At 67.9% G+C, this 17,533-nt stretch carries 16 protein-coding genes; 6 read left to right on the top strand and 10 right to left on the bottom strand.

What is annotated here, in order from left to right; translation table 11 throughout:
• The first annotated feature begins 234 nt into the window (after window positions 1-234).
• Together ACFW0G_RS42120 and ACFW0G_RS42115 are read left to right on the top strand one after the other, a co-directional pair.
• Window positions 235-2,286: a type IIA DNA topoisomerase subunit B gene (locus ACFW0G_RS42120; protein ID WP_378331159.1), complete on the top strand. Its 2,052-nt coding sequence runs from the start codon at window positions 235-237 to the stop codon at window positions 2,284-2,286.
• A gap of 30 nt (window positions 2,287-2,316) precedes the next feature.
• Window positions 2,317-4,806, top strand: coding sequence for a DNA topoisomerase (ATP-hydrolyzing) subunit A (locus ACFW0G_RS42115; protein ID WP_378331158.1), 2,490 nt, complete (start codon window positions 2,317-2,319; stop codon window positions 4,804-4,806).
• Window positions 4,807-4,873: 67 nt separating this feature from the next.
• Here ACFW0G_RS42115 and ACFW0G_RS42110 read toward each other — a convergent pair whose 3' ends face one another.
• From ACFW0G_RS42110 to mca, 9 genes are all read right to left on the bottom strand, one after another.
• The gene (locus ACFW0G_RS42110) at window positions 4,874-6,109 is read right to left on the bottom strand and encodes an acyl-CoA dehydrogenase family protein (RefSeq protein WP_378331157.1); all 1,236 of its coding nucleotides are present in this window, start codon (window positions 6,107-6,109) and stop codon (window positions 4,874-4,876) included.
• Between the two features lie 70 nt (window positions 6,110-6,179).
• Window positions 6,180-7,049 (bottom strand): SDR family oxidoreductase, encoded by an 870-nt coding sequence (locus ACFW0G_RS42105; RefSeq protein WP_378331156.1) that lies wholly within the window; start codon window positions 7,047-7,049, stop codon window positions 6,180-6,182.
• Window positions 7,049-7,918, bottom strand: a complete 870-nt coding sequence (locus tag ACFW0G_RS42100) for a MaoC/PaaZ C-terminal domain-containing protein (RefSeq protein ID WP_378331155.1) — start codon at window positions 7,916-7,918, stop codon at window positions 7,049-7,051. The genes ACFW0G_RS42105 and ACFW0G_RS42100 overlap by 1 nt, the downstream gene beginning before the upstream one ends.
• 1 nt (window position 7,919) lies before the next feature.
• A complete protein-coding gene (locus tag ACFW0G_RS42095; protein WP_378331154.1) occupies window positions 7,920-8,354 on the bottom strand; it encodes an SRPBCC family protein in 435 nt (144 codons plus the stop codon).
• Between the two features lie 31 nt (window positions 8,355-8,385).
• Window positions 8,386-9,576 (bottom strand): lipid-transfer protein, encoded by a 1,191-nt coding sequence (locus ACFW0G_RS42090; protein ID WP_378331153.1) that lies wholly within the window; start codon window positions 9,574-9,576, stop codon window positions 8,386-8,388.
• A 468-nt stretch (window positions 9,577-10,044) separates the two neighbouring features.
• Entirely contained in the window at window positions 10,045-10,668 is a 624-nt protein-coding gene (locus tag ACFW0G_RS42085) for a TetR/AcrR family transcriptional regulator (protein WP_378331152.1), read from the bottom strand.
• A 5-nt stretch (window positions 10,669-10,673) separates the two neighbouring features.
• The gene (locus ACFW0G_RS42080; RefSeq protein ID WP_378331151.1) at window positions 10,674-11,996 is read right to left on the bottom strand and encodes a family 1 glycosylhydrolase; all 1,323 of its coding nucleotides are present in this window, start codon (window positions 11,994-11,996) and stop codon (window positions 10,674-10,676) included.
• Window positions 11,997-12,182: 186 nt separating this feature from the next.
• Window positions 12,183-12,542 carry a hypothetical protein gene (locus ACFW0G_RS42075; protein ID WP_378331150.1) on the bottom strand — a complete coding sequence of 120 codons (360 nt, stop codon included), beginning with the start codon at window positions 12,540-12,542 and terminating at the stop codon, window positions 12,183-12,185.
• A 9-nt stretch (window positions 12,543-12,551) separates the two neighbouring features.
• Entirely contained in the window at window positions 12,552-13,454 is a 903-nt protein-coding gene (mca, locus tag ACFW0G_RS42070) for a mycothiol conjugate amidase Mca (RefSeq protein WP_378331149.1), read from the bottom strand.
• A 147-nt stretch (window positions 13,455-13,601) separates the two neighbouring features.
• Here mca and ACFW0G_RS42065 point away from each other — a divergent pair, with 147 nt between their 5' ends.
• The 3 genes from ACFW0G_RS42065 to ACFW0G_RS42055 all read left to right on the top strand — a co-directional run bounded on the left by ACFW0G_RS42065 (window position 13,602) and on the right by ACFW0G_RS42055 (window position 15,649).
• Window positions 13,602-14,048 (top strand): DUF4307 domain-containing protein, encoded by a 447-nt coding sequence (locus ACFW0G_RS42065; protein WP_378331148.1) that lies wholly within the window; start codon window positions 13,602-13,604, stop codon window positions 14,046-14,048.
• Between the two features lie 197 nt (window positions 14,049-14,245).
• The gene (gene greA / locus ACFW0G_RS42060) at window positions 14,246-14,746 is read left to right on the top strand and encodes a transcription elongation factor GreA (RefSeq protein ID WP_378331147.1); all 501 of its coding nucleotides are present in this window, start codon (window positions 14,246-14,248) and stop codon (window positions 14,744-14,746) included.
• A 90-nt stretch (window positions 14,747-14,836) separates the two neighbouring features.
• Window positions 14,837-15,649 (top strand): MBL fold metallo-hydrolase, encoded by an 813-nt coding sequence (locus ACFW0G_RS42055; RefSeq protein WP_378331146.1) that lies wholly within the window; start codon window positions 14,837-14,839, stop codon window positions 15,647-15,649.
• 1 nt (window position 15,650) lies between these two features.
• Here the strand turns inward: ACFW0G_RS42055 and ACFW0G_RS42050 are convergent, their stop codons facing one another.
• Complete coding sequence (locus tag ACFW0G_RS42050; protein WP_378331145.1) at window positions 15,651-16,124, bottom strand: Lrp/AsnC family transcriptional regulator; 474 nt, start codon at window positions 16,122-16,124, stop codon at window positions 15,651-15,653.
• A 120-nt stretch (window positions 16,125-16,244) separates the two neighbouring features.
• Here ACFW0G_RS42050 and hppD point away from each other — a divergent pair, with 120 nt between their 5' ends.
• A complete protein-coding gene (gene hppD, locus ACFW0G_RS42045; RefSeq protein ID WP_378331144.1) occupies window positions 16,245-17,441 on the top strand; it encodes a 4-hydroxyphenylpyruvate dioxygenase in 1,197 nt (398 codons plus the stop codon).
• Window positions 17,442-17,533 lie beyond the last annotated feature (92 nt).

Below are 17,533 nucleotides of genomic sequence, written 5' to 3'. Positions count from 1 at the left end.
TTCTGGATTGATCCCGGACTTTCGTCGTGCCGAGTGTGCCCACACCCCCTCGGTACCCCTCCCGGCGGCCCCCTCCGCCCCGCCCGGCACGGGCTCTCCCCTGCCTGACGCGCCACTCCAGGGGCCGAGTGCGCGAAAGCTGTCGGGGTCGGCGGATATCCTGCGTTACGGTGTCCCGCCGGGCACCACCCCCCGAACAACGTTCGCGAGCCACGATCCGGGAGAGCGACCCCTGTGACTGCTGAGACCTTGTACGGGGCCGACGACCTCACGCATCTCGAAGGACTGGAAGCGGTCCGCAAGCGTCCGGGGATGTACATCGGCTCCACCGACAGCCGCGGTATCAACCACCTGTTCTCCGAGGTGGTGGACAACTCCACCGACGAGGGCGTGGCCGGGCACGCCACCCGCGTCGTGGTGACCCTGCACGCCGACGGCAGCGTGCAGGTCGACGACGACGGCCGCGGCATCCCCACCGGGGTGCACGCGAAGTCCGGTCTGTCCGGTGTCGAGCTGGTGCTGACCAGGCTGCACGCGGGCGGCAAGTTCGGCGGATCCGGCTACAAGACCTCCGGCGGCCTGCACGGCGTCGGCGCGTCGGCGGTCAACGCCCTGTCGCACCGCTTCGACGTCACCGTGAAGCAGAACGGCAAGGTGCACGAGATGTCGTTCGCGCACGGCGTGCCGGGCACCTTCGACGGGCCGGGGCCGAAGGCGAAGTTCACCCGCCGCTCCGGGCTCGGCGTCACGGGCAGGATGAAGCGCGGCGAACGCAGCGGCACGTCGATCCGCTACTGGTACGACGCCCGCTACTTCGAGACCGGCGCCGCCCTCGACGTCGAAGCCGTGCGCGCGAAGCTGCGCAACACCGCGTTCCTCGTCCCCGGCGTCACCTACGTGCTGCGCACCGCGGTGGACGACGCGATCAGCGAGGAGACCTTCCACTTCCCCCACGGCGTCAAGGACATGGTCGACTTCCTGGCCCCCGCCGGGGACAAGCCGGTCTGCGGCACCCTGCTGATCAGCGGCGAAGGCACCTACAAGGAGAACGCCGCCGACGCCAGCGGCGTCATGCAGTCCAATGTGGAGCGTCACGCCGAGGTCGAGGTCGCGCTCCGCTGGGGCACCGGCTACGAGCGCACGGTCGAGTGCTTCACCAACACCATCCGCAACGTGCACGGCGGCACCCACCGGCGCGGGTTCGACCGCGCGATGCTCAAGGCGCTGCAGGAGGCGATCGGCAAGACCCGAGGGCTGCTCAAGCCCAAGGAGGACATGCCGACCATCGAGGACGTGCTCGAGGGCATGACCGCCGTGATCCACGTCCGGCTGCCCGAACCGCAGTTCACCTCGCAGACCAAGGACGAGCTGTCCACCGCCGGGATCACCCGCGTCATCCAGGGCATCGTCGACAAGCACGTCAAGGCGTGGACCGAGGATCGCAAGACCAAGTCCGAGGCCAAGATCGTGCTGCAGAAGGTCGTCGACGCCGCCCGCGTCCGGCTCACCCAGAAGCAGCAGAAGGACGCCGCCCGCCGCAAGACCGCGCTGGAGGGCGCGGCCATGCCGCCGAAGCTGGTCGACTGCCGCACCACCGGCGTCTCCCGCAGCGAGCTGTTTCTCGTGGAAGGCGACAGCGCCCTTGGCTCGGCGCGCATGGCGCGGGTGTCGGAGTACCAGGCGCTGCTGCCGCTGCGCGGCAAGATCCTCAACGTGCAGAAGGCGAGCCTCGGCGACACGCTGAAGAACGCCGAGATCGCGTCGATCGTGCAGGTACTCGGCGCGGGCAGCGGGCGCACGTTCGACCTGTCCACCATGCGTTACGGCCGCGTCATCCTGATGGCCGACGCGGACGTCGACGGCTCGCACATCCGGACGCTGCTGATCACGCTGTTCGCCAAGTACATGCGGCCGGTGATCGAGGACGGCAGGCTGTACGCGGCGATGCCGCCGCTGCACAAGCTGATCACCAAGGGCCGCAACCCGGAAACCCACTTCACCTTCACCCAGCGGGAGATGGAGGCGAAGTACGCCGAACTGGAAGCGGCGGGCAAGCAGATCGTCACGCCGGTTCCCCGGTTCAAGGGTCTCGGCGAGATGGACGCCGACGAGCTGTGGGAGACCACGATGAACCCGGCCACCCGGGCGGTCCGCCGGATCACCATCGAGGACGCCGAAGCCGCCGAGGCCGCACTCGAACTGCTGATGGGCGAGAAGGTCGAGCCCCGCCGGAACTGGCTCGTCGAGTCCTCCGACCGGGTCGACCGCGAAGCCATCGATGCCTGATTCGCCAGTGCTACCAAGGAGTTCTGAGTAATGGCACGCCGCAAGGCCCCCACCACCCGCGTCGACCCCGCCGCCTTCGACCAGCCGGGCGCGCAGGTCTTCGACAACCCGTTGAAGACCGAGATCGAGGATTCGTACCTCGAATACGCCTACTCGGTCATCCACGCGCGTGCGCTGCCGGATGCGCGAGACGGCCTCAAGCCGGTGCACCGCCGGATCCTGTTCTCGATGCACGAGAATGGCTATCGCCCGACCCACTCGTATGTGAAGTCGTCACGTGTGGTCGGCGACACAATGGGCAAGTACCACCCGCACGGCGATACGGCGATCTACGACTCGATGGTCCGCATGGCGCAGGACTTCTCGCTCAACGCGCCACTGATCGACGGGCATGGCAACTTTGGTAGCCCAGACGATGGACCGGCGGCTTCGCGTTATACAGAAGCACGGATGTCGCCCGAGGCGATGCAGTTGGTCGGGGAACTCAACGAGGACACCGTCGACTTCCGGCCCAACTACGACGGTTCGCTCGAGGAGCCGTCCGTGCTGCCGGCGGCGTTCCCGAACCTCCTGGTCAACGGCACGTCCGGGATCGCGGTCGGGATGGCGACCAACATGATCCCGCACAACATGGGCGAGGTCATCGCGGCGGCGCGCTGGCTGATCACGCATCCGAACGCCACGCTCGAAAAGCTGATGGAGTTCGTGCCCGGCCCCGATCTGCCCACCGGCGGCACGCTGCTGGGGCTGGACGAGGTGCGCAAGGCGTACGAAACCGGCCGCGGCGTGGTGCGGATGCGTGCCCGCTGCGAGACCGGGCCGCTCGAAGGGAGTCGCGGCAGGCAGGCCATCACCGTCACCGAGCTCCCCTACGGTGTCGGGCCGGAGAAGGTGATCGAGAAGATCACCGACGAGGTCAACAAGTCCAAGCGGCTCACCGGCATCGCCGACGTCAAGGACCTGACCGACCGCGAGAACGGCACCCGGCTGGTGATCGAGTGCAAGGTCGGGGTGAACCCGCAGGCGCTGCTCGCCGACCTCTACCGGCTCACGCCGCTGGAGCAGTCCTTCGGTATCAACAACCTCGTGCTCGTCGAGGGCCAGCCGCGCACACTCGGGCTCAAGGCGCTGCTGGAGGTCTTCCTGCGGCACCGCTACGAGGTCGTCACCCGCCGCACCCGCTACCGCCGCCGCAAGCGCGAGGAGCGGCTGCACCTGGTCGACGGCCTGCTCGTCGCGTTGCTGAACATCGACAAGGTGATCAGGCTGATCCGCGACAGCGACAACGCGCAGGCCGCGAAGGACGGCCTGATGAAGCGGTTCAAGCTCTCGGAGATCCAGGCGCAGTACATTTTGGACACTCCGCTGCGCAGGCTCACCAAGTACGACCGGCTGGAGCTGGAGTCCGAACAGGACAGGCTGCGCGACGAGATCGCCGAGCTGTCGAAGATCCTCGACGACGAATCGGTGCTGCGCAAGGTCGTGTCGAACGAACTGGCCAAGGTCGCCAAGGACTTCCCGACCGAGCGGCGCACCGCGCTGATCGACGGTGACCTCAAGGAGGTGCTGGCCGCGTCGAAGCCGTCCGGCCCGCTGGAGGTCAGCGACGACCCGTGCCAGGTGATCCTGTCCGCAACGGGGCTGGTCGCGCGGACCGCAGCCGAGTCGGAGGAGTCCTCGGAAGCGCGGCGGCGCAACGGGCGGGTGAAGCACGACGCGGTGTCCGCGGTGGTCCACACCACCGCGCGCGGTCAGGTCCTGCTCGTGACCAGCAAGGGCCGGGCGTTCAAGACCGACGTGCTGCCGCTGCCGGTGCTGCCGGACCAGGCGGGCACGGTGTCCCTGCGCGGCGGCATGGCCGCACGTGAGCTGGTCCCGCTGGAGAAGGGCGAACGGGTCGTCGGCATCGCGCCGCTGGGCGAGCAGGCGGCGGGTTCGCCGGGTCTGGCGGTCGGCACGAAGCTGGGCGTGGTGAAGGTGTGCGCGCCGGAATGGCCCGTGCGGTCCGACGAGTTCGACGTCATCACGCTCAAGGACGGTGACGAGATCGTCGGCGCCACCTGGCTCACCGACGGCAACGAGACGCTGACGTTCATGTCCTCGGAGGCCGCACTGCTGAAGTACCCCGCATCGCTCGTGCGTCCGCAGGGGCTCAAGGGTGGCGGCATGGCCGGGATCAACCTCGGCACGAAGGGCGCGGACGTGGTGTTCTTCGGCGCCGTCCGCACCGACGACGACGAGCACGGCGAGCCGATGGTCATCACGGCCACCGGCGCGAGCGTGAAGGTGACCCCGTTCAGCGAGTACCCGGCGAAGGGCCGCGCGACGGCCGGCGTCCGCGCGCAGCGGTTCCTCAAGGGCGAGACCCGGCTGGTGGTGGCCTGGGTCGGTCCGCGACCGGCGGGCGCGGCGAAGAACGGTGATCCGGTCGAGCTGCCAGAGGTCGACCTGCGCCGCGACGGCTCCGGCCACGCCCACCCGGGCCCCGACGTCGTCGGCCACCTCATCGAACGCGACTAGGCCTCCCGCATACCGTTAAGGCCACCTTACGGGCGTCTGACGCCCGTAAGGTGGCCTTAACGGCATCTCAGCCCAGCAGGCCCTTGGCGATGTGGGTCACCTGGATCTCGTTGCTCCCGGCGTAGATCATCAGCGACTTCGCGTCCCTGGCCAGCCGTTCGACCTGGTACTCGGCCATGTAGCCATTGCCGCCGAAGAGCTGCACCGCCTCCATCGCGACCTCGGTGGCCGCCTCGGACGAGTACAGCTTCATCGCCGAGGCCTCCGCGAGCGTCGGCGGCTTGCCCGCCCGCGTCGCCTCGATCGCCTGGAACACCATGTTCCGCACGTTGATCCTGGCGACCTCCATCTTCGCCAGCTTCAGCTGGATCAGCTGGAACCGCCCGATCTCCTGGCCCCACAGCTTGCGGCTCTTCGCGTAGCCGAGGCAGAGCCGGTGGCATTCCTCGATGATCCCGAGCGACAACGCGGCGACGCCGATCCGCTCGGCGGTGAAGCTCGCCCGCGCGCTGTCCCGGCCGTCCCCACCACGGGATTCCTCGATCTCGCCGAGCAGCCGATCCGGCTCCAGCCGCACGTTGTCGAAGAACAGCTCACCGGTGGGCGAGGACATCATGCCCATCTTCTTGAACGGCCTGCCCTGGGTCAGACCGTCCATTCCGGACTCCAGGACGAAGGTGAGCACCTTGCGGTCCCTCGGATCGGCGCCGTCCCCCTCGTCCAGTTTGGCGTAGACGACGATGACGTCCGCGTACGGCCCGTTCGTGATGAACGTCTTCTGTCCATTGAGGACGTACCCGTCGCCGTCGCGGCGGACGTAGGTCTTCATGCCACCGAACGCGTCCGAACCGGAGTCCGGTTCGGTGATCGCCCACGCCCCCACCTTCTCGAAGGTGACCAGTCCTGGCAGCCAGCGTTCCTGCTGCGCCAGGGTGCCCTTCGCCTGGATGGTCTGCGCGGTGAGCCCGATGCTCACGCCCATCGACGCGACGAGCCCCAGGCTCGCCCTGGCCAGCTCGCTCGCGGCGATCAGCGCCATGGACTCCTGGCCGCCGAGCCCACCGCCACCGGAACTCTTCTCCGGCGTCTCGCCCGCGGCCTTCGCCCGTGCCCTGGCGAACTGCTTCTCCAATGCCTCCGCGGCCATCGCGCCGACCCCGAAGGAGGCGAAGAACTTCCGGATCAGGTCATACGGCGGCAGATCACCGCTCTCCAGCTCCGCCGACACCGGCCGGATCTCTTTGTCGACGAACTCCCGGATCGCGTCCCGGATCAGCAGTTCCGTCTCGGACCACTCGATCATGGCAACCGGCTGTGATCTGCGGGACACCCGCACCCGGTCGGCTGCCATGGGTGGGCTTCGCCATTGTCACTCATGGCAGCCTCCGAGCGATATCGTCGATCCGCCAGGGACCGTCGGTTTCGATGGTCTTGACGTCGTGCCAGCCCGCCAGTTCCGAGATCGCCCCGCCCTGCACCGCGAACACCTTGCCGGTGATCGGGCACTTCTCGGTGGCCAGGTAGGCCACCAGCGGGGAGATGTTGGCCGGGGAGAACGCGTCGAACTCGCCTTCCTCCACCTCCTGCGCGAAGATCGCGCCCATGCCCGGGGTCGCCAGGGTGAGCCGCGTGCGCGCGATGGGCGCGATCGCGTTGGCGCGGACGCCGTAGCGTTCCAGTTCCTCGGCCGCGACCAGGGTCATCGCCGCGATGCCCGCCTTCGCCGCGCCGTAGTTGAGCTGTCCCGCGTTGGGCAACGTCGTACCGGACGCCGACGCGGTGTTGATCACCGCCCCGGCCACCTGCTCGCCGGCCTTGCTCGCCGCCTTCCAGTACGCCGCCGCGTGATGCAGCACCGCCGCGTGCCCCTTGAGATGCACCGCGATCACCGCGTCCCACTGCGCTTCCTCGATGTTCGCGATGAACGCGTCGCGCAGGATGCCCGCGTTGTTCACCACCACGTCGAGGCGGCCGAACTCGTCGACGGCCTGGCTGACCAGCTCCGCGGCGCCGGACCACGCGGCGACGTTCCCGGTGTTGGCGACGGCTTTCCCGCCCGCCGCACGGATTTCCTCGACGACCTCCTGTGCGGGGCCCGCGTCCGTGCCGCTGCCGTCGTTCCCGCCGCCGAGGTCGTTGACCACGACGCTCGCGCCTTCGGCGGCGAACAGCAGCGCGTGTTCGCGACCGATCCCGCGGCCCGCGCCGGTGATGACCGCGACCCGCCCGTCCAGCGTTCCCATCAACTTGTCCCTTCGGAGATCTCGGCGAGCCCGTCGGAGATCACCACGGTGTCCCCGACCTTGGTTTCGTACGCGTAGCTGGTGACACCGTCCGCGGACCCGGCACGCCAGATCGTCGTACTCAGGTCCTGACCCGGCAGCACCGGTTTGGCGAAGCGGACCGCGATACGCCGCAGTCTGTCCACATCGGACCCGGCGACCTCGGTGAGCAAGGCCCACGAGGTGAACGCCATCGTGCACAGGCCGTGCGCGATGATCCCGGGCAGCCCGGACGCCTTCGCGATTTCCTCGTCGAGATGGATCGGCATCGGGTCGCCCGCGGCCGGGCCGTACCGGAACGTCTGGTCGTCGTCGACGTGCTGGCTGACCTTGCCCGCCGCCGAGTTCGCCCGCAGCGCCTCGTCGAACTTGTGCTCCGGCGCGAGTATTCCGCGCTCCTCACCGGTGTCGAAGCCCCGGACGAAGAACATGACGTACTGCTCGTTGACGAGCTCGCCGTCCTCATCGCGGGTTTCGAGGTAGACCGTCGCACGGGTCCCCTTCGGCAGGCCCTGGTAGCCGATCATCTTGCCGCGCGAGACGAGCTTGTCCCCCGGCCGGATCGGGCGGTGGAACCGGAAATCCTGTTCCCCGTGCAGGACGTTCCCGAACAACGAGGGCGGCACGACCTCCAGCGCGGGTTCCAGCAGCGACTGGAACACCGGGACGATCGCGAACACCGGGCTCGCGACCTCCCCTGCGAGATGCCGCTCGATCGGGTCGTTGGTCGCCTTCGCGTACTCGACCAGCCGTTCCCTGGTGACCTCGAACCGGTTCTCCTCGGTCCATTTGTCCAAACCGGACGGATCGAACCGCAGCTCCTCCGCCATCTCAGGCTCCGACCAATGCCTTGAACTTCTCCAGCGACTCGTCGAGGTTCTTCTTGCCGTCCTTCTCGACGGCCTTGCCGAGCGCCCCGACGATCATCTGACCGCTGAACTCCGCGTCGATGGCCGCCTTCGATCCCGCGCCGGATGCCTCGACCGACAACCGGAAACTCACCTTCACCCCGGCCATCCCGGTGCCGGAGATGACCAGTTTGGACGGTGCCTCGAACTCGTCGACGGTCCAGGTGATGGTGTTCGGCATGCCGAGCATGGTCACCACTTCGGACGCCTGCGCGCCCTTCGAGAACTCGGCCGGGACCTCACCCTTCCACTTCGTGTGGATCGTCAGCCACTTCTCGAAGTTGCCGGGGTTGGAGAACTCCGCCCACACCTTGTCCGGGGTGGCGGGGAGCTCGACCGACGCGCTGATCTGGCCCATGACGTTCCTCCTGGTTTCGCGGGGTTCGGGTTCAGCGCTCGGCGCGCTGGTAGGCGGTGACGACGGCGGCGCCGCCGAGTCCGATGTTGTGCTGCAGGGCGGCGGTGACGTTGTCCACCTGGCGTTTGTCCGCGGTGCCGCGCAGCTGCCAGGTCAGTTCGGCGCACTGGGCGAGCCCGGTCGCGCCGAGCGGATGCCCCTTGGAGATCAGGCCGCCGGACGGGTTGACCACCCATTTGCCGCCATAGGTGGTGTCGCCGGAGTCGACGAGCTTGCCCGCCTCGCCCTCGGCGCACAGCCCGAGGGCTTCGTACAGCAGGAGTTCGTTGGCGGAGAAGCAGTCGTGCAGCTCGATGACCTGGAAGTCGTCCGCGCCGAGCCCGGCCTGCTCGTACACCTGGCGCGCGGCCTGGACGTTCATGTCATAGCCGATGATGTTCTTCGCCGTACCGTCGAAAGTGGACTGGAAGTCGGTGGTCATCGCCTGCCCGACGATCTCCACCGCCTGGTCCGCCAGCCCGTGTTCCTCCACAAAGGACTCACTGGCGAGGATCGCGGCGCCCGAACCGTCCGAGGTGGGCGAGCACTGGAGTTTGGTCAGGGGGTCGTAGATCATCCGCGAATCGAGAATGTCCTGCAGCGTATAGACATCCTGGAACTGCGCGTAGGGGTTGTTCACCGAGTGGCGATGGTTCTTCTCGCCGATCTTGGCGAAATGCTCGGCGGTCGTGCCGTAGGCCTTCATGTGCTCGCGGCCCGCCGCGCCGAACATCCACGGCGCCGGCGGGAACAACACCTCGGAGATCTCGGCCAGCGCCTGGAGGTGGCGGCCCATCGGCTGCTCACGATCGTCGTAGGTCGAACCGAGCGAGCCGGGCTGCATCTTCTCGAAGCCGAGCGCGAGCGCGCAGTCCGCGCGGCCACCCCGGATCGCTTCCGCCGCGAGGTAAAGCGCCGTCGACCCGGTGGAGCAGTTGTTGTTCACGTTGACCACCGGGATCCCGGTCATCCCCAGTTCGTAGACCGCGCGCTGCCCGGACGTCGACTCGCCGTAGACGTAGCCGACATAGGCCTGCTGGACGCGTTCGAAGCCGATCCCGGCGTCTTCGAGCGCCTTCGTGCCGGACTCCTTGGCCATCTGCGGGTAGTCCCAACCCTCTCGGCGACCCGGTTTCTCGAACTTCGTCATCCCGACGCCGACGACGTAGACCTTGTTCGCCACCGCAGCACTCCCTCGTCCTCGACCTGATCGATACCCGAGAAGATACAAGCTTGCCTGTATTTATCAAGCCCCAGACGGCACGAGATGACCTTGAGACGCCTGTTTTAGCAGGTCAAGACGTCAAGATTTACATACAGTACTGCACGCATGTCATCTCTGCTGGCACTCGAACACCCCAATGCGGCATTGGGTGCGGTGGACGCACCCAGGGCGTCCCTCGGACTTACCGCGCGCTCGCCGACACCATTCGCCCGATGTCGCGAACGCTCCGATGCCGACGATGAACGTCCCGAACGGAGCGTTCACGACACACACCCCGAACCCCACCGCATGCCGCGAAGGCCCCCTTACCAGCGCTCAGTGCCGTGAAGGACCCCTTCACCGCACCACCAAGCCCCCCGGAAAGCACCCACCAGCAAAACCACACCCCCGCACCTACCGAGAAAACCTCATTGGGACGCATGACAGCTAGGTCCTCGCGATGGTCAGCGACGGGGCCAGGAGCCGCAGATGACGTTTCGCGCGTTGCCAGCGGCGTTCGAGCACCGCTTCCTCCGCGCTCCCCTGCCCCGGCGCGGCAACCTCGCTGACCAGGATTCCGCGCACGACGTCCATCACGGTGTAGAGCCAGTGCCGGACCTCCCGATCGGCCGCGAGCTCGGGATACAGTCCGCCCACGAACCCCAGCAACGCGCCGGTGACCAGCTGCTCGACCTCCCGCAGCTGCGTGCGCAGCTCGGCGTCGGACCGCGCGGCCGTCCACAGCTCGACGGTGGCCCGGAACAGGGGTCCACTGTGGACGGACCAGAGCAGGTCGAGCCCGACGTCGACCGGGTCGTCGGCGGCCCGCAGCCGTTCGAGTTCGGCCTGTGCCAGATCGGTGCGTGCGGTCGCGAGGTGCCGCACGGCGGCCGTCACCAGATCGGCCTTCGCCGGGTAGTGGTGCACCAGCGCACCGCGGGTCACCCCGGCGCGTTCGGCGACGCGAGTCGTGGTCGTGCCGGTGTAGCCCTCCTCGACCAGGCAGTCGATGGTGGCTTCGAGCAGCCGGGCACGCGTGGCGGCGCTGCGCTGTTCCTGGGTACGGCGCACGAGACTCAGGGTAACCTCGCCAGTGGTCCGGGGTAAGCGGGCGGATTCAGGCAGCTGCTCAGCGGATCCACAAGCGAACAGAACGAGGGCCGCGCGACCGGCAGGTAGTTCGGCGGGTTCCCGCCGTCGCGGACCAGCGCGCGGAAGGTGGCCACCGCGTCGGTCGGCCGGCGGGTCAGCGCCGGGTCGGTCCGCGCGTCCACTGTGTACAGTCCGAACCTCGGCCGGTAGCTGCCCCATTCGTAGTTGTCGGTGATGCTCCAGTAGTTGAAGCCGATGACGTTCATCCCGTCGGCCTTTGCGCGCTGCACCCAGTAGAGGTGGTCACGCAGGTGCTGCGAACGGCTGTACCCGTCGGGACGCGCCGTGCCGTTGTCGGTCGGCATCCCGTTTTCCACCACGTAGAGCGGCAAGTTCGGGAATTTGCGCGCGTAGTACCGCAGCACGAAGTAGATCCCGTCGGGCTGCGGGGTGATTTTCCAGAACTCACCGGTGATCCCGTGGATCGCGGTGAAATTGTCGAGACTGGCGCCGTAGTAGTAGTCGACGCCGAGGAAGTCGAGCTTGTCCTTGACACGGTCGACGAAGGTCAGATCGAGCAGGCCCTCCACCGGCGGCTGGTACGCCGCGTTGCTGGAGACCCTGGCGCCGGGATCGAGCCGGTGGATCAGGTCGTAGACTTGCCGGTGCGCGTCCACGAGTTTGCCGAGCATGTCGAGTCCCTTGAACCAGGGCAGCCCGCCATTGCGGATTTCGTTGAGCACATAGACAGTGGGCTCGTTGATCGTGATCCACTGGGCGCCCTTGCCCCGGTACCGCTCGACGACGCGGCGCGCGTTGGCCAGCCATTCGCCGACCATCCCGTCGCCGCCCCACCCGCCCTGATCGGCGACCCAGCCCGGGTACACCCAATGGTCGAGGGTGATCATCGGCTTCATGCCCGCGTCGAGGATGTGCTGGACGACGTCGTCGTAGTAGGCGAGTTCAGCCTCGTCGAGCCGGCCCTGCCGCGGCTCGATCCTGGCCCACTCGACGCTGAACCGGAACGCCTTCACACCCAGGTCCCTGGCACGCGCGATGTCCTCGGCGTAGCGATGCCGGAAGTCGACCGCGTTGCCGTACGGCTCCTTGATCGCCGGAGTCTTGCGGTCGACGTAGCGTTTCCAGTTGCTGTCGGCGCCGAGCCCTCCGACTGGAACCCGGCGGTCGCCACGCCCCAGGAAAAGGGTTCGCCCGCCGCCGCGGGCTGGACGCCCACCAGCATCGTCCCCAGTACGAGCGCTACGCCCGCGAAGCGACGCCACCAGCGTTGTGTTCGCATCCGACACCCCGGGCAATCGTGAATGAGATTCAGATTTCCGGGGAGAGTAGCAGGAAAGCCACGCCCGACGCACACGCAGTCACGGAGAGTCAGCGAAATCGGGCGTAAAAGCCGTGAAGGACTCCTTACCAGCGCTGAGTGCCGGCAAGGAGTCCTTCACGGACTTGGGCGAATTCGGGAGACGAACCCTGGGTCAGTCGGCCTTCGCGGCCTTGTCGGGAACCTTCTCCTGCACGACAGAATCGGCGGGCGCGGCGGCCTCCACCTGCTGCTCCGCAGCGGCGGGCTGCTCGTCCTTCGCCCCGGGCTCGGCGGTGTCCTGCTGCTCGGCGGGCTCGTCGAAGCTCTTCGGGAGACGCTTGAGGTGCTTCGTCATCGACCGGACCAGCAACGCCACCGCGATCAGGAAAAGGATCAGCACCAGCAGACCGAGCGGGGACGACTTGCCGAAGTCCTCGCCCTGACCGCCGTTGTCCCCGTTGCCGGGCTGCTGCTGTGCCAGCACCAGCGCCGTCGCCGGGACGACGGCGATCGAGGGCAGGGGAAAGCTCATGACCTCACCTTACTCCGTGACCCCCGCGAACAGATCGTCCTCCGGCAGTGTGCTGTCCACCAGCGACCTGACCAGCTCGTACTCCTCGGTCGGCCAGATCTCCCGCTGCAGCTCCAGCGGGACGGCGAACCAGCGGCTGGTCGGGTCGATCTGCGTCGCGTGGGCCTTGAGCGCTTCGTCACGCTGCTCGAAGTAGTCGGCGCATTCGACGCGGGTGGTGACGCGTTCCATGACGTCCGCCTTGTCGGGGTCCCAGGACTTGAGCCACTCGGTGTAGGGCGACTCCAGCCCCGCCTCCTCCAGCGCGGAGTGGAAGGCCAGCATCCGGGCCCGGGAGAACCCGTGCACGTAGTACAGCTTCAGCGGCTGCCACGGCTCGCCCGCGTCCGGGAAACGCTCCGCGTCGCCCGCGGCGTCGAAGGCCGCCATCGAGACCTCGTGCGTGCGGATGTGGTCGGGGTGCGGATAGCCGCCGTTCTCGTCGTAGGTGACCACGACGTGCGGACGGAACTCGCGCACGACCTCGACCAGCGCCTTGGTCGACTCCTCCAGCGGGACCACCGCGAAGGACCCTTCGGGCACCGGCGGCAGCGGGTCGCCCTCGGGCAGGCCGGAGTCGATGAAGCCGAGCCAGCGGTGGCTCACGCCCAGGATCTTGGCCGCGCGAGCCATCTCGTCGCGCCGGATGTCGGCCATGTTGGCCAGCACCTCCGGCCGGTCCATCGCCGGGTTAAGGATGCTGCCCGCCTCGCCGCCCGTGCAGGTCACGACCATGACCTCGTGCCCCTCGGCGGAGTACTTCGCCAGTGTCGCCGCGCCCTTGCTGGACTCGTCGTCCGGGTGCGCGTGCACCGTCATCAGGCGCAGGCGTGGCTTGTGACCGTCGTCTGTCAGTTCGTCAGCTCGCACCATGCTCCGAACGACCCCTTCTCATTCCTTATTCCCGCCCCCAGTTTCGTGCCCCGGAACGGGTTCACGGATACTCGACCACAGACGCGCCCGCGATCGTCCCTCCATTGTCCTCGCGGGTACGACAAGACCGACCGGGAGGCCCGGGTTGTGCGCACAGACGAGGTAACGGCCGACGCCGGTGCCGTGGCGCCGCCCCCGGACCGCTACGGCAAGTCCCGGCAGACCAGGTCCCGGCCGTGGCGCCGGTGGCTCTATCTCGTGCTCGCGCTGGTCGTCGGCGGCGTGGTCGCGTATGTGGCGTACCTCAACCTCGGCTCGGCGCCGATCGAGGCCGAGCGGATCGGCTTCGTCCTCAAGCCGGACAGCGCGGAGATCACCATCAACGTGACCCGTGACGACGACAACCGCGCGGGCGTCTGCATCGTGCGGGTCCGCGACAAGTCGGGCGCCGAGAGCGGCCGCAAGGAGGTCCTGGTTCCCGCCGGGGCCAAGCACAGCAGGCTCACCACCGAGGTGAAGAGCATCGGGCAACCGGTCACCGCGGATGTCTACGGCTGCTCGTACGACGTACCACGCTATCTGTCAAGCCCCTAGCGGCCAACGGAGTGAAACGCGCGTCCAGCGCCCGCGCTGCGTGGAAAAACCGGCGTCGACTCGTCATGCCGTGATACCCTGAACCACCAGCACGGCCCCGGACGGGCCGTGTTTTTCCTTTATCTCAGCCACGCGGTAAGTGGAATTCCGCGTGGTGGCCGGCTTGTATACCCAAGCCTGGCAGGCCCGACGAGGAGATGGTGACCGTGAGTGACACGAAGGTGACCTGGCTGACCCAGGATGCCTACGACAGGCTCAAGCACGAGCTCGACGAAATGATCGAGAATCGGCCGGTCATCGCAGCGCGCATCAACGACAGCCGCGAGGAGGGTGACCTCAAGGAAAACGGCGGTTACCACGCGGCGCGCGAGGAGCAGGGGCAGGCCGAGGCCCGTATCCGCCACCTGCAGGAGCTGCTGCGGTCGGCGAAGGTGGGCGAAGCGCCCGCCAACGACGGCACCGCCGGCCCCGGCAAGGTGCTGACCGTGCGTTACGACGGCGACGACGAGCCGGAGAAGTTCCTGCTCGCGACCCGCGAGGAAGGCGCCGAAGGCGACCTCGACGTGTACTCCCCCGAGTCGCCGCTGGGCAGGGCCCTGCTCGGCGCCAAGGAGGGCGAGGAGCGCGAGTACGAGCTGCCCAACGGCAAGACCATGAAGGTCACGCTGGTGAAGGCCGTTCCGTACAGCGAGAGCTGACGAGACCGGCGCGCCCGGCCGGTCGCATGGCCGGGCGCGCATGGGTTCCGGCTAGTGTTCCCCCGGTACGTCTTACTGGGAGGGCTCACCATGAGTAGCGAACCGATGTGCGCGACCTGCGGGATGCAGTACGCGCAGCCGCGGGCGGACTGCCCCATCTGCGAGGACGAGCGTCAGTACGTCCCCATCGCGACGGGCCAGCGCTGGACCGATCTGGACACCGTCCGCGCGAGCGGCGACTACGTGCCGCGGATCGAGGAGCAAGGGCCGGGGCTCATCGGCGTCGGCTCGACGCCGAACTTCGCGATCGGCGAACGCGCGCTGCTGGTGCAGGCCGCGTCCGGCAACTTCCTGTGGGACTGCGCCGGATACCTCGACGACGAGCTGGTCCGCCAGGTCGGCGAACTCGGCGGCATCACCGGCATCGCGATCAGCCACCCGCACTACTACACGACGATGGTCGAGTGGTCCCGTGCCTTCGACGCGCCGATCTACCTGCACGAAAAGGATCAGCAGTGGATCGGGCGGCCGGATCCGGCCATCCGCCTGTGGTCCGGGACGACGCTCGACGTCGCGCCGGGCCTGCGGCTGATCAACCTCGGCGTGCACTTCGCGGGCGGCACGGTCCTGCACTGGCCCGACGGCGAGCACGGCCGCGGTGCGCTGCTGTCCGGCGACATCGTGCAGGTCGTCCCCGACCGCACGCATGTGGGCTTCATGTACAGCTACCCGAACCTGATCCCGGAGCGGCCCAGCGTCGTCCGGCGCGCGGCGGAGCTGCTCGAGCCCTACGCGTTCGAGGCGATCTACGGCGCCTGGTGGGACGCGATCGTCCGCTCCGACGGGCACGACGTCGTGCAGCGCTCGGCGAAGCGTTACCTGGCCTACGCGCTCGAAGCCTGATTCACGACCGCGCGGTGCGTTCCAGCAAGGGACGCACCCGCGGCGCCACCGGCGTCGACAGGGCGATCGACGTCGAGGTGCGCAGGACGTCCGGGACGCTGACGACCTCGTCGATGACGCGTTGCAGGTCGTCGTTGCCGCGCGCCACCATCCGGACGAACAGGTCGCCCTGTCCGGTGGTGGCGTGCACCTCGCAGACCTCGTCGATCGCGGCGAGCGCCTCGGCCACCCCGGCGCGTTTGCCCTGCGCGATCTCCAGCACGGCGAACGCGGTGAGCCCGTAGCCCATCGCGGCGAGGTCGACCTCGGGCGGGAAACCGCCGAGGATGCCGCGTTCGGTGAGCCGGTCGAGCCGCGCCTGCACCGTCCCGCGCGCGACGCCGAGGCGCCGTGCGCATTCGAGCACCCCGAGCCGGGGTGCGTCGGTGAGCAACAGCAACAGCCGCGCGTCGAGCGCGTCCAGGGTTTCCGACACTGCCGTTCCTCCTGCGCAGGTTGTCCAAGATGTCGCCACGTCACGGCGTTCAACTAGGCAGATTGTCCAGTCAAAACAACAACCATTGCACATCTTGCCGCATAAACGGATGCTTCGACCATGACCACAGTCGATTCCCCCGGTGCCCTCGACGACGTTTCCTACGACCAGCTCCGCCAGCTCGTCGGCCTCGTCGACCACGACGCCTCGACCGACCCGTTCCCGGTCAAGTCCATGGACGCGGTGGTGTTCATCGCGGGTAACGCCACCCAGACGGCCTGGTTCTACCAGGTCGCCTTCGGAATGCAGCTGGTCGCCTACTCCGGCCCGGAAACCGGCGACTTCGAGCGCAAGTCCTTCGTGCTGAAGTCCGGCTCGGCGCGCTTCGTGATCACCGGCGGGGTCAAGCCGGACTCCCCGCTGCTGGACCACCACCGCAAGCACGGCGACGGCGTCATCGACCTGGCGCTGGAGACCGACGACGTCGACAAGTGCGTCGAGCACGCCCGCGCGCAGGGCGCGACGATCCTCGAGGAACCGCACGACGTCTCCGACGAGCACGGCACCGTGCGCGTCGCCGCGATCGCGACCTACGGCGAAACCCGCCACTCGCTGGTCGACCGCTCGCGCTACAACGGCGTCTACCTGCCCGGCTTCGAGCCGCGCGAGAGCACGGTGAAGCGGCCGGAGGGCGCGCCGAAGCGGCTGTTCCAGGCGGTCGACCACTGCGTCGGCAACGTCGAGCTCGGCAAGATGGACTACTGGGTCGACTGGTACCACCGCGTCATGGGCTTCGTGAACATGGCGGAGTTCGTCGGCGATGACATCGCGACCGAGTACTCGGCGCTGATGAGCAAGGTCGTCTCGAACGGCAACCACCGCGTCAAGTTCCCGCTCAACGAGCCTGCGGTGGCGAAGAAGAAGTCGCAGATCGACGAGTACCTGGAGTTCTACGACGGCGCGGGCTGCCAGCACATCGCCTTGGCCACCAACGACATCGTGGCCACGGTGACCGCGATGCGCGCGGCGGGCGTCGAGTTCCTGGACACCCCGGACTCCTACTACGAGGACCCGGAGCTGCGGGCGCGGATCGGCGAGGTGCGGGTGCCGATCGAAACGTTGCAGGAGCACAAGATCCTGGTCGACCGCGACGAGGACGGCTATCTGCTGCAGATCTTCACCAAGCCCATCGGCGACCGGCCGACGGTGTTCTACGAGATGATCGAGCGGCACGGCTCGCTCGGCTTCGGCAAGGGGAACTTCAAGGCGCTGTTCGAGGCCATCGAGCGCGAGCAGGAGCGCCGCGGCAACCTCTGACGCGTCATGCCGTTAAGGCCACCTTAAGGGCGTGTGACGCCCGTAAGGTGGGCTTAAAGGCAATTCAAACCACCGTGTTCCCGGCGTGTTAG

It is taken from the genome of Amycolatopsis sp. NPDC058986 (genome assembly GCF_042741125.1).
Classification (GTDB): domain Bacteria; phylum Actinomycetota; class Actinomycetes; order Mycobacteriales; family Pseudonocardiaceae; genus Amycolatopsis.
This window is presented reverse-complemented; position numbering and strand designations above follow the sequence as displayed.

Excerpts from the sequence above, each read along its gene's own strand:
- ACFW0G_RS42095 (WP_378331154.1), bottom strand. The coding sequence starts at position 8,354 with ATGGGCCAGATCAGCGCGTCGGTCGAGCTCCCCGCCACCCCGGACAAG.
- ACFW0G_RS42100 (WP_378331155.1), bottom strand. The coding sequence starts at position 7,918 with ATGGCGGAGGAGCTGCGGTTCGATCCGTCCGGTTTGGACAAATGGACC.
- hppD (WP_378331144.1), top strand. The coding sequence starts at position 16,245 with ATGACCACAGTCGATTCCCCCGGTGCCCTCGACGACGTTTCCTACGAC.
- mca (WP_378331149.1), bottom strand. The coding sequence starts at position 13,454 with ATGGTGCGAGCTGACGAACTGACAGACGACGGTCACAAGCCACGCCTG.
- ACFW0G_RS42105 (WP_378331156.1), bottom strand. The coding sequence starts at position 7,049 with ATGGGAACGCTGGACGGGCGGGTCGCGGTCATCACCGGCGCGGGCCGC.
- ACFW0G_RS42075 (WP_378331150.1), bottom strand. The coding sequence starts at position 12,542 with ATGAGCTTTCCCCTGCCCTCGATCGCCGTCGTCCCGGCGACGGCGCTG.
- greA (WP_378331147.1), top strand. The coding sequence starts at position 14,246 with ATGGTGACCGTGAGTGACACGAAGGTGACCTGGCTGACCCAGGATGCC.
- ACFW0G_RS42115 (WP_378331158.1), top strand. The coding sequence starts at position 2,317 with ATGGCACGCCGCAAGGCCCCCACCACCCGCGTCGACCCCGCCGCCTTC.
- ACFW0G_RS42110 (WP_378331157.1), bottom strand. The coding sequence starts at position 6,109 with ATGATCGAGTGGTCCGAGACGGAACTGCTGATCCGGGACGCGATCCGG.
- ACFW0G_RS42055 (WP_378331146.1), top strand. The coding sequence starts at position 14,837 with ATGAGTAGCGAACCGATGTGCGCGACCTGCGGGATGCAGTACGCGCAG.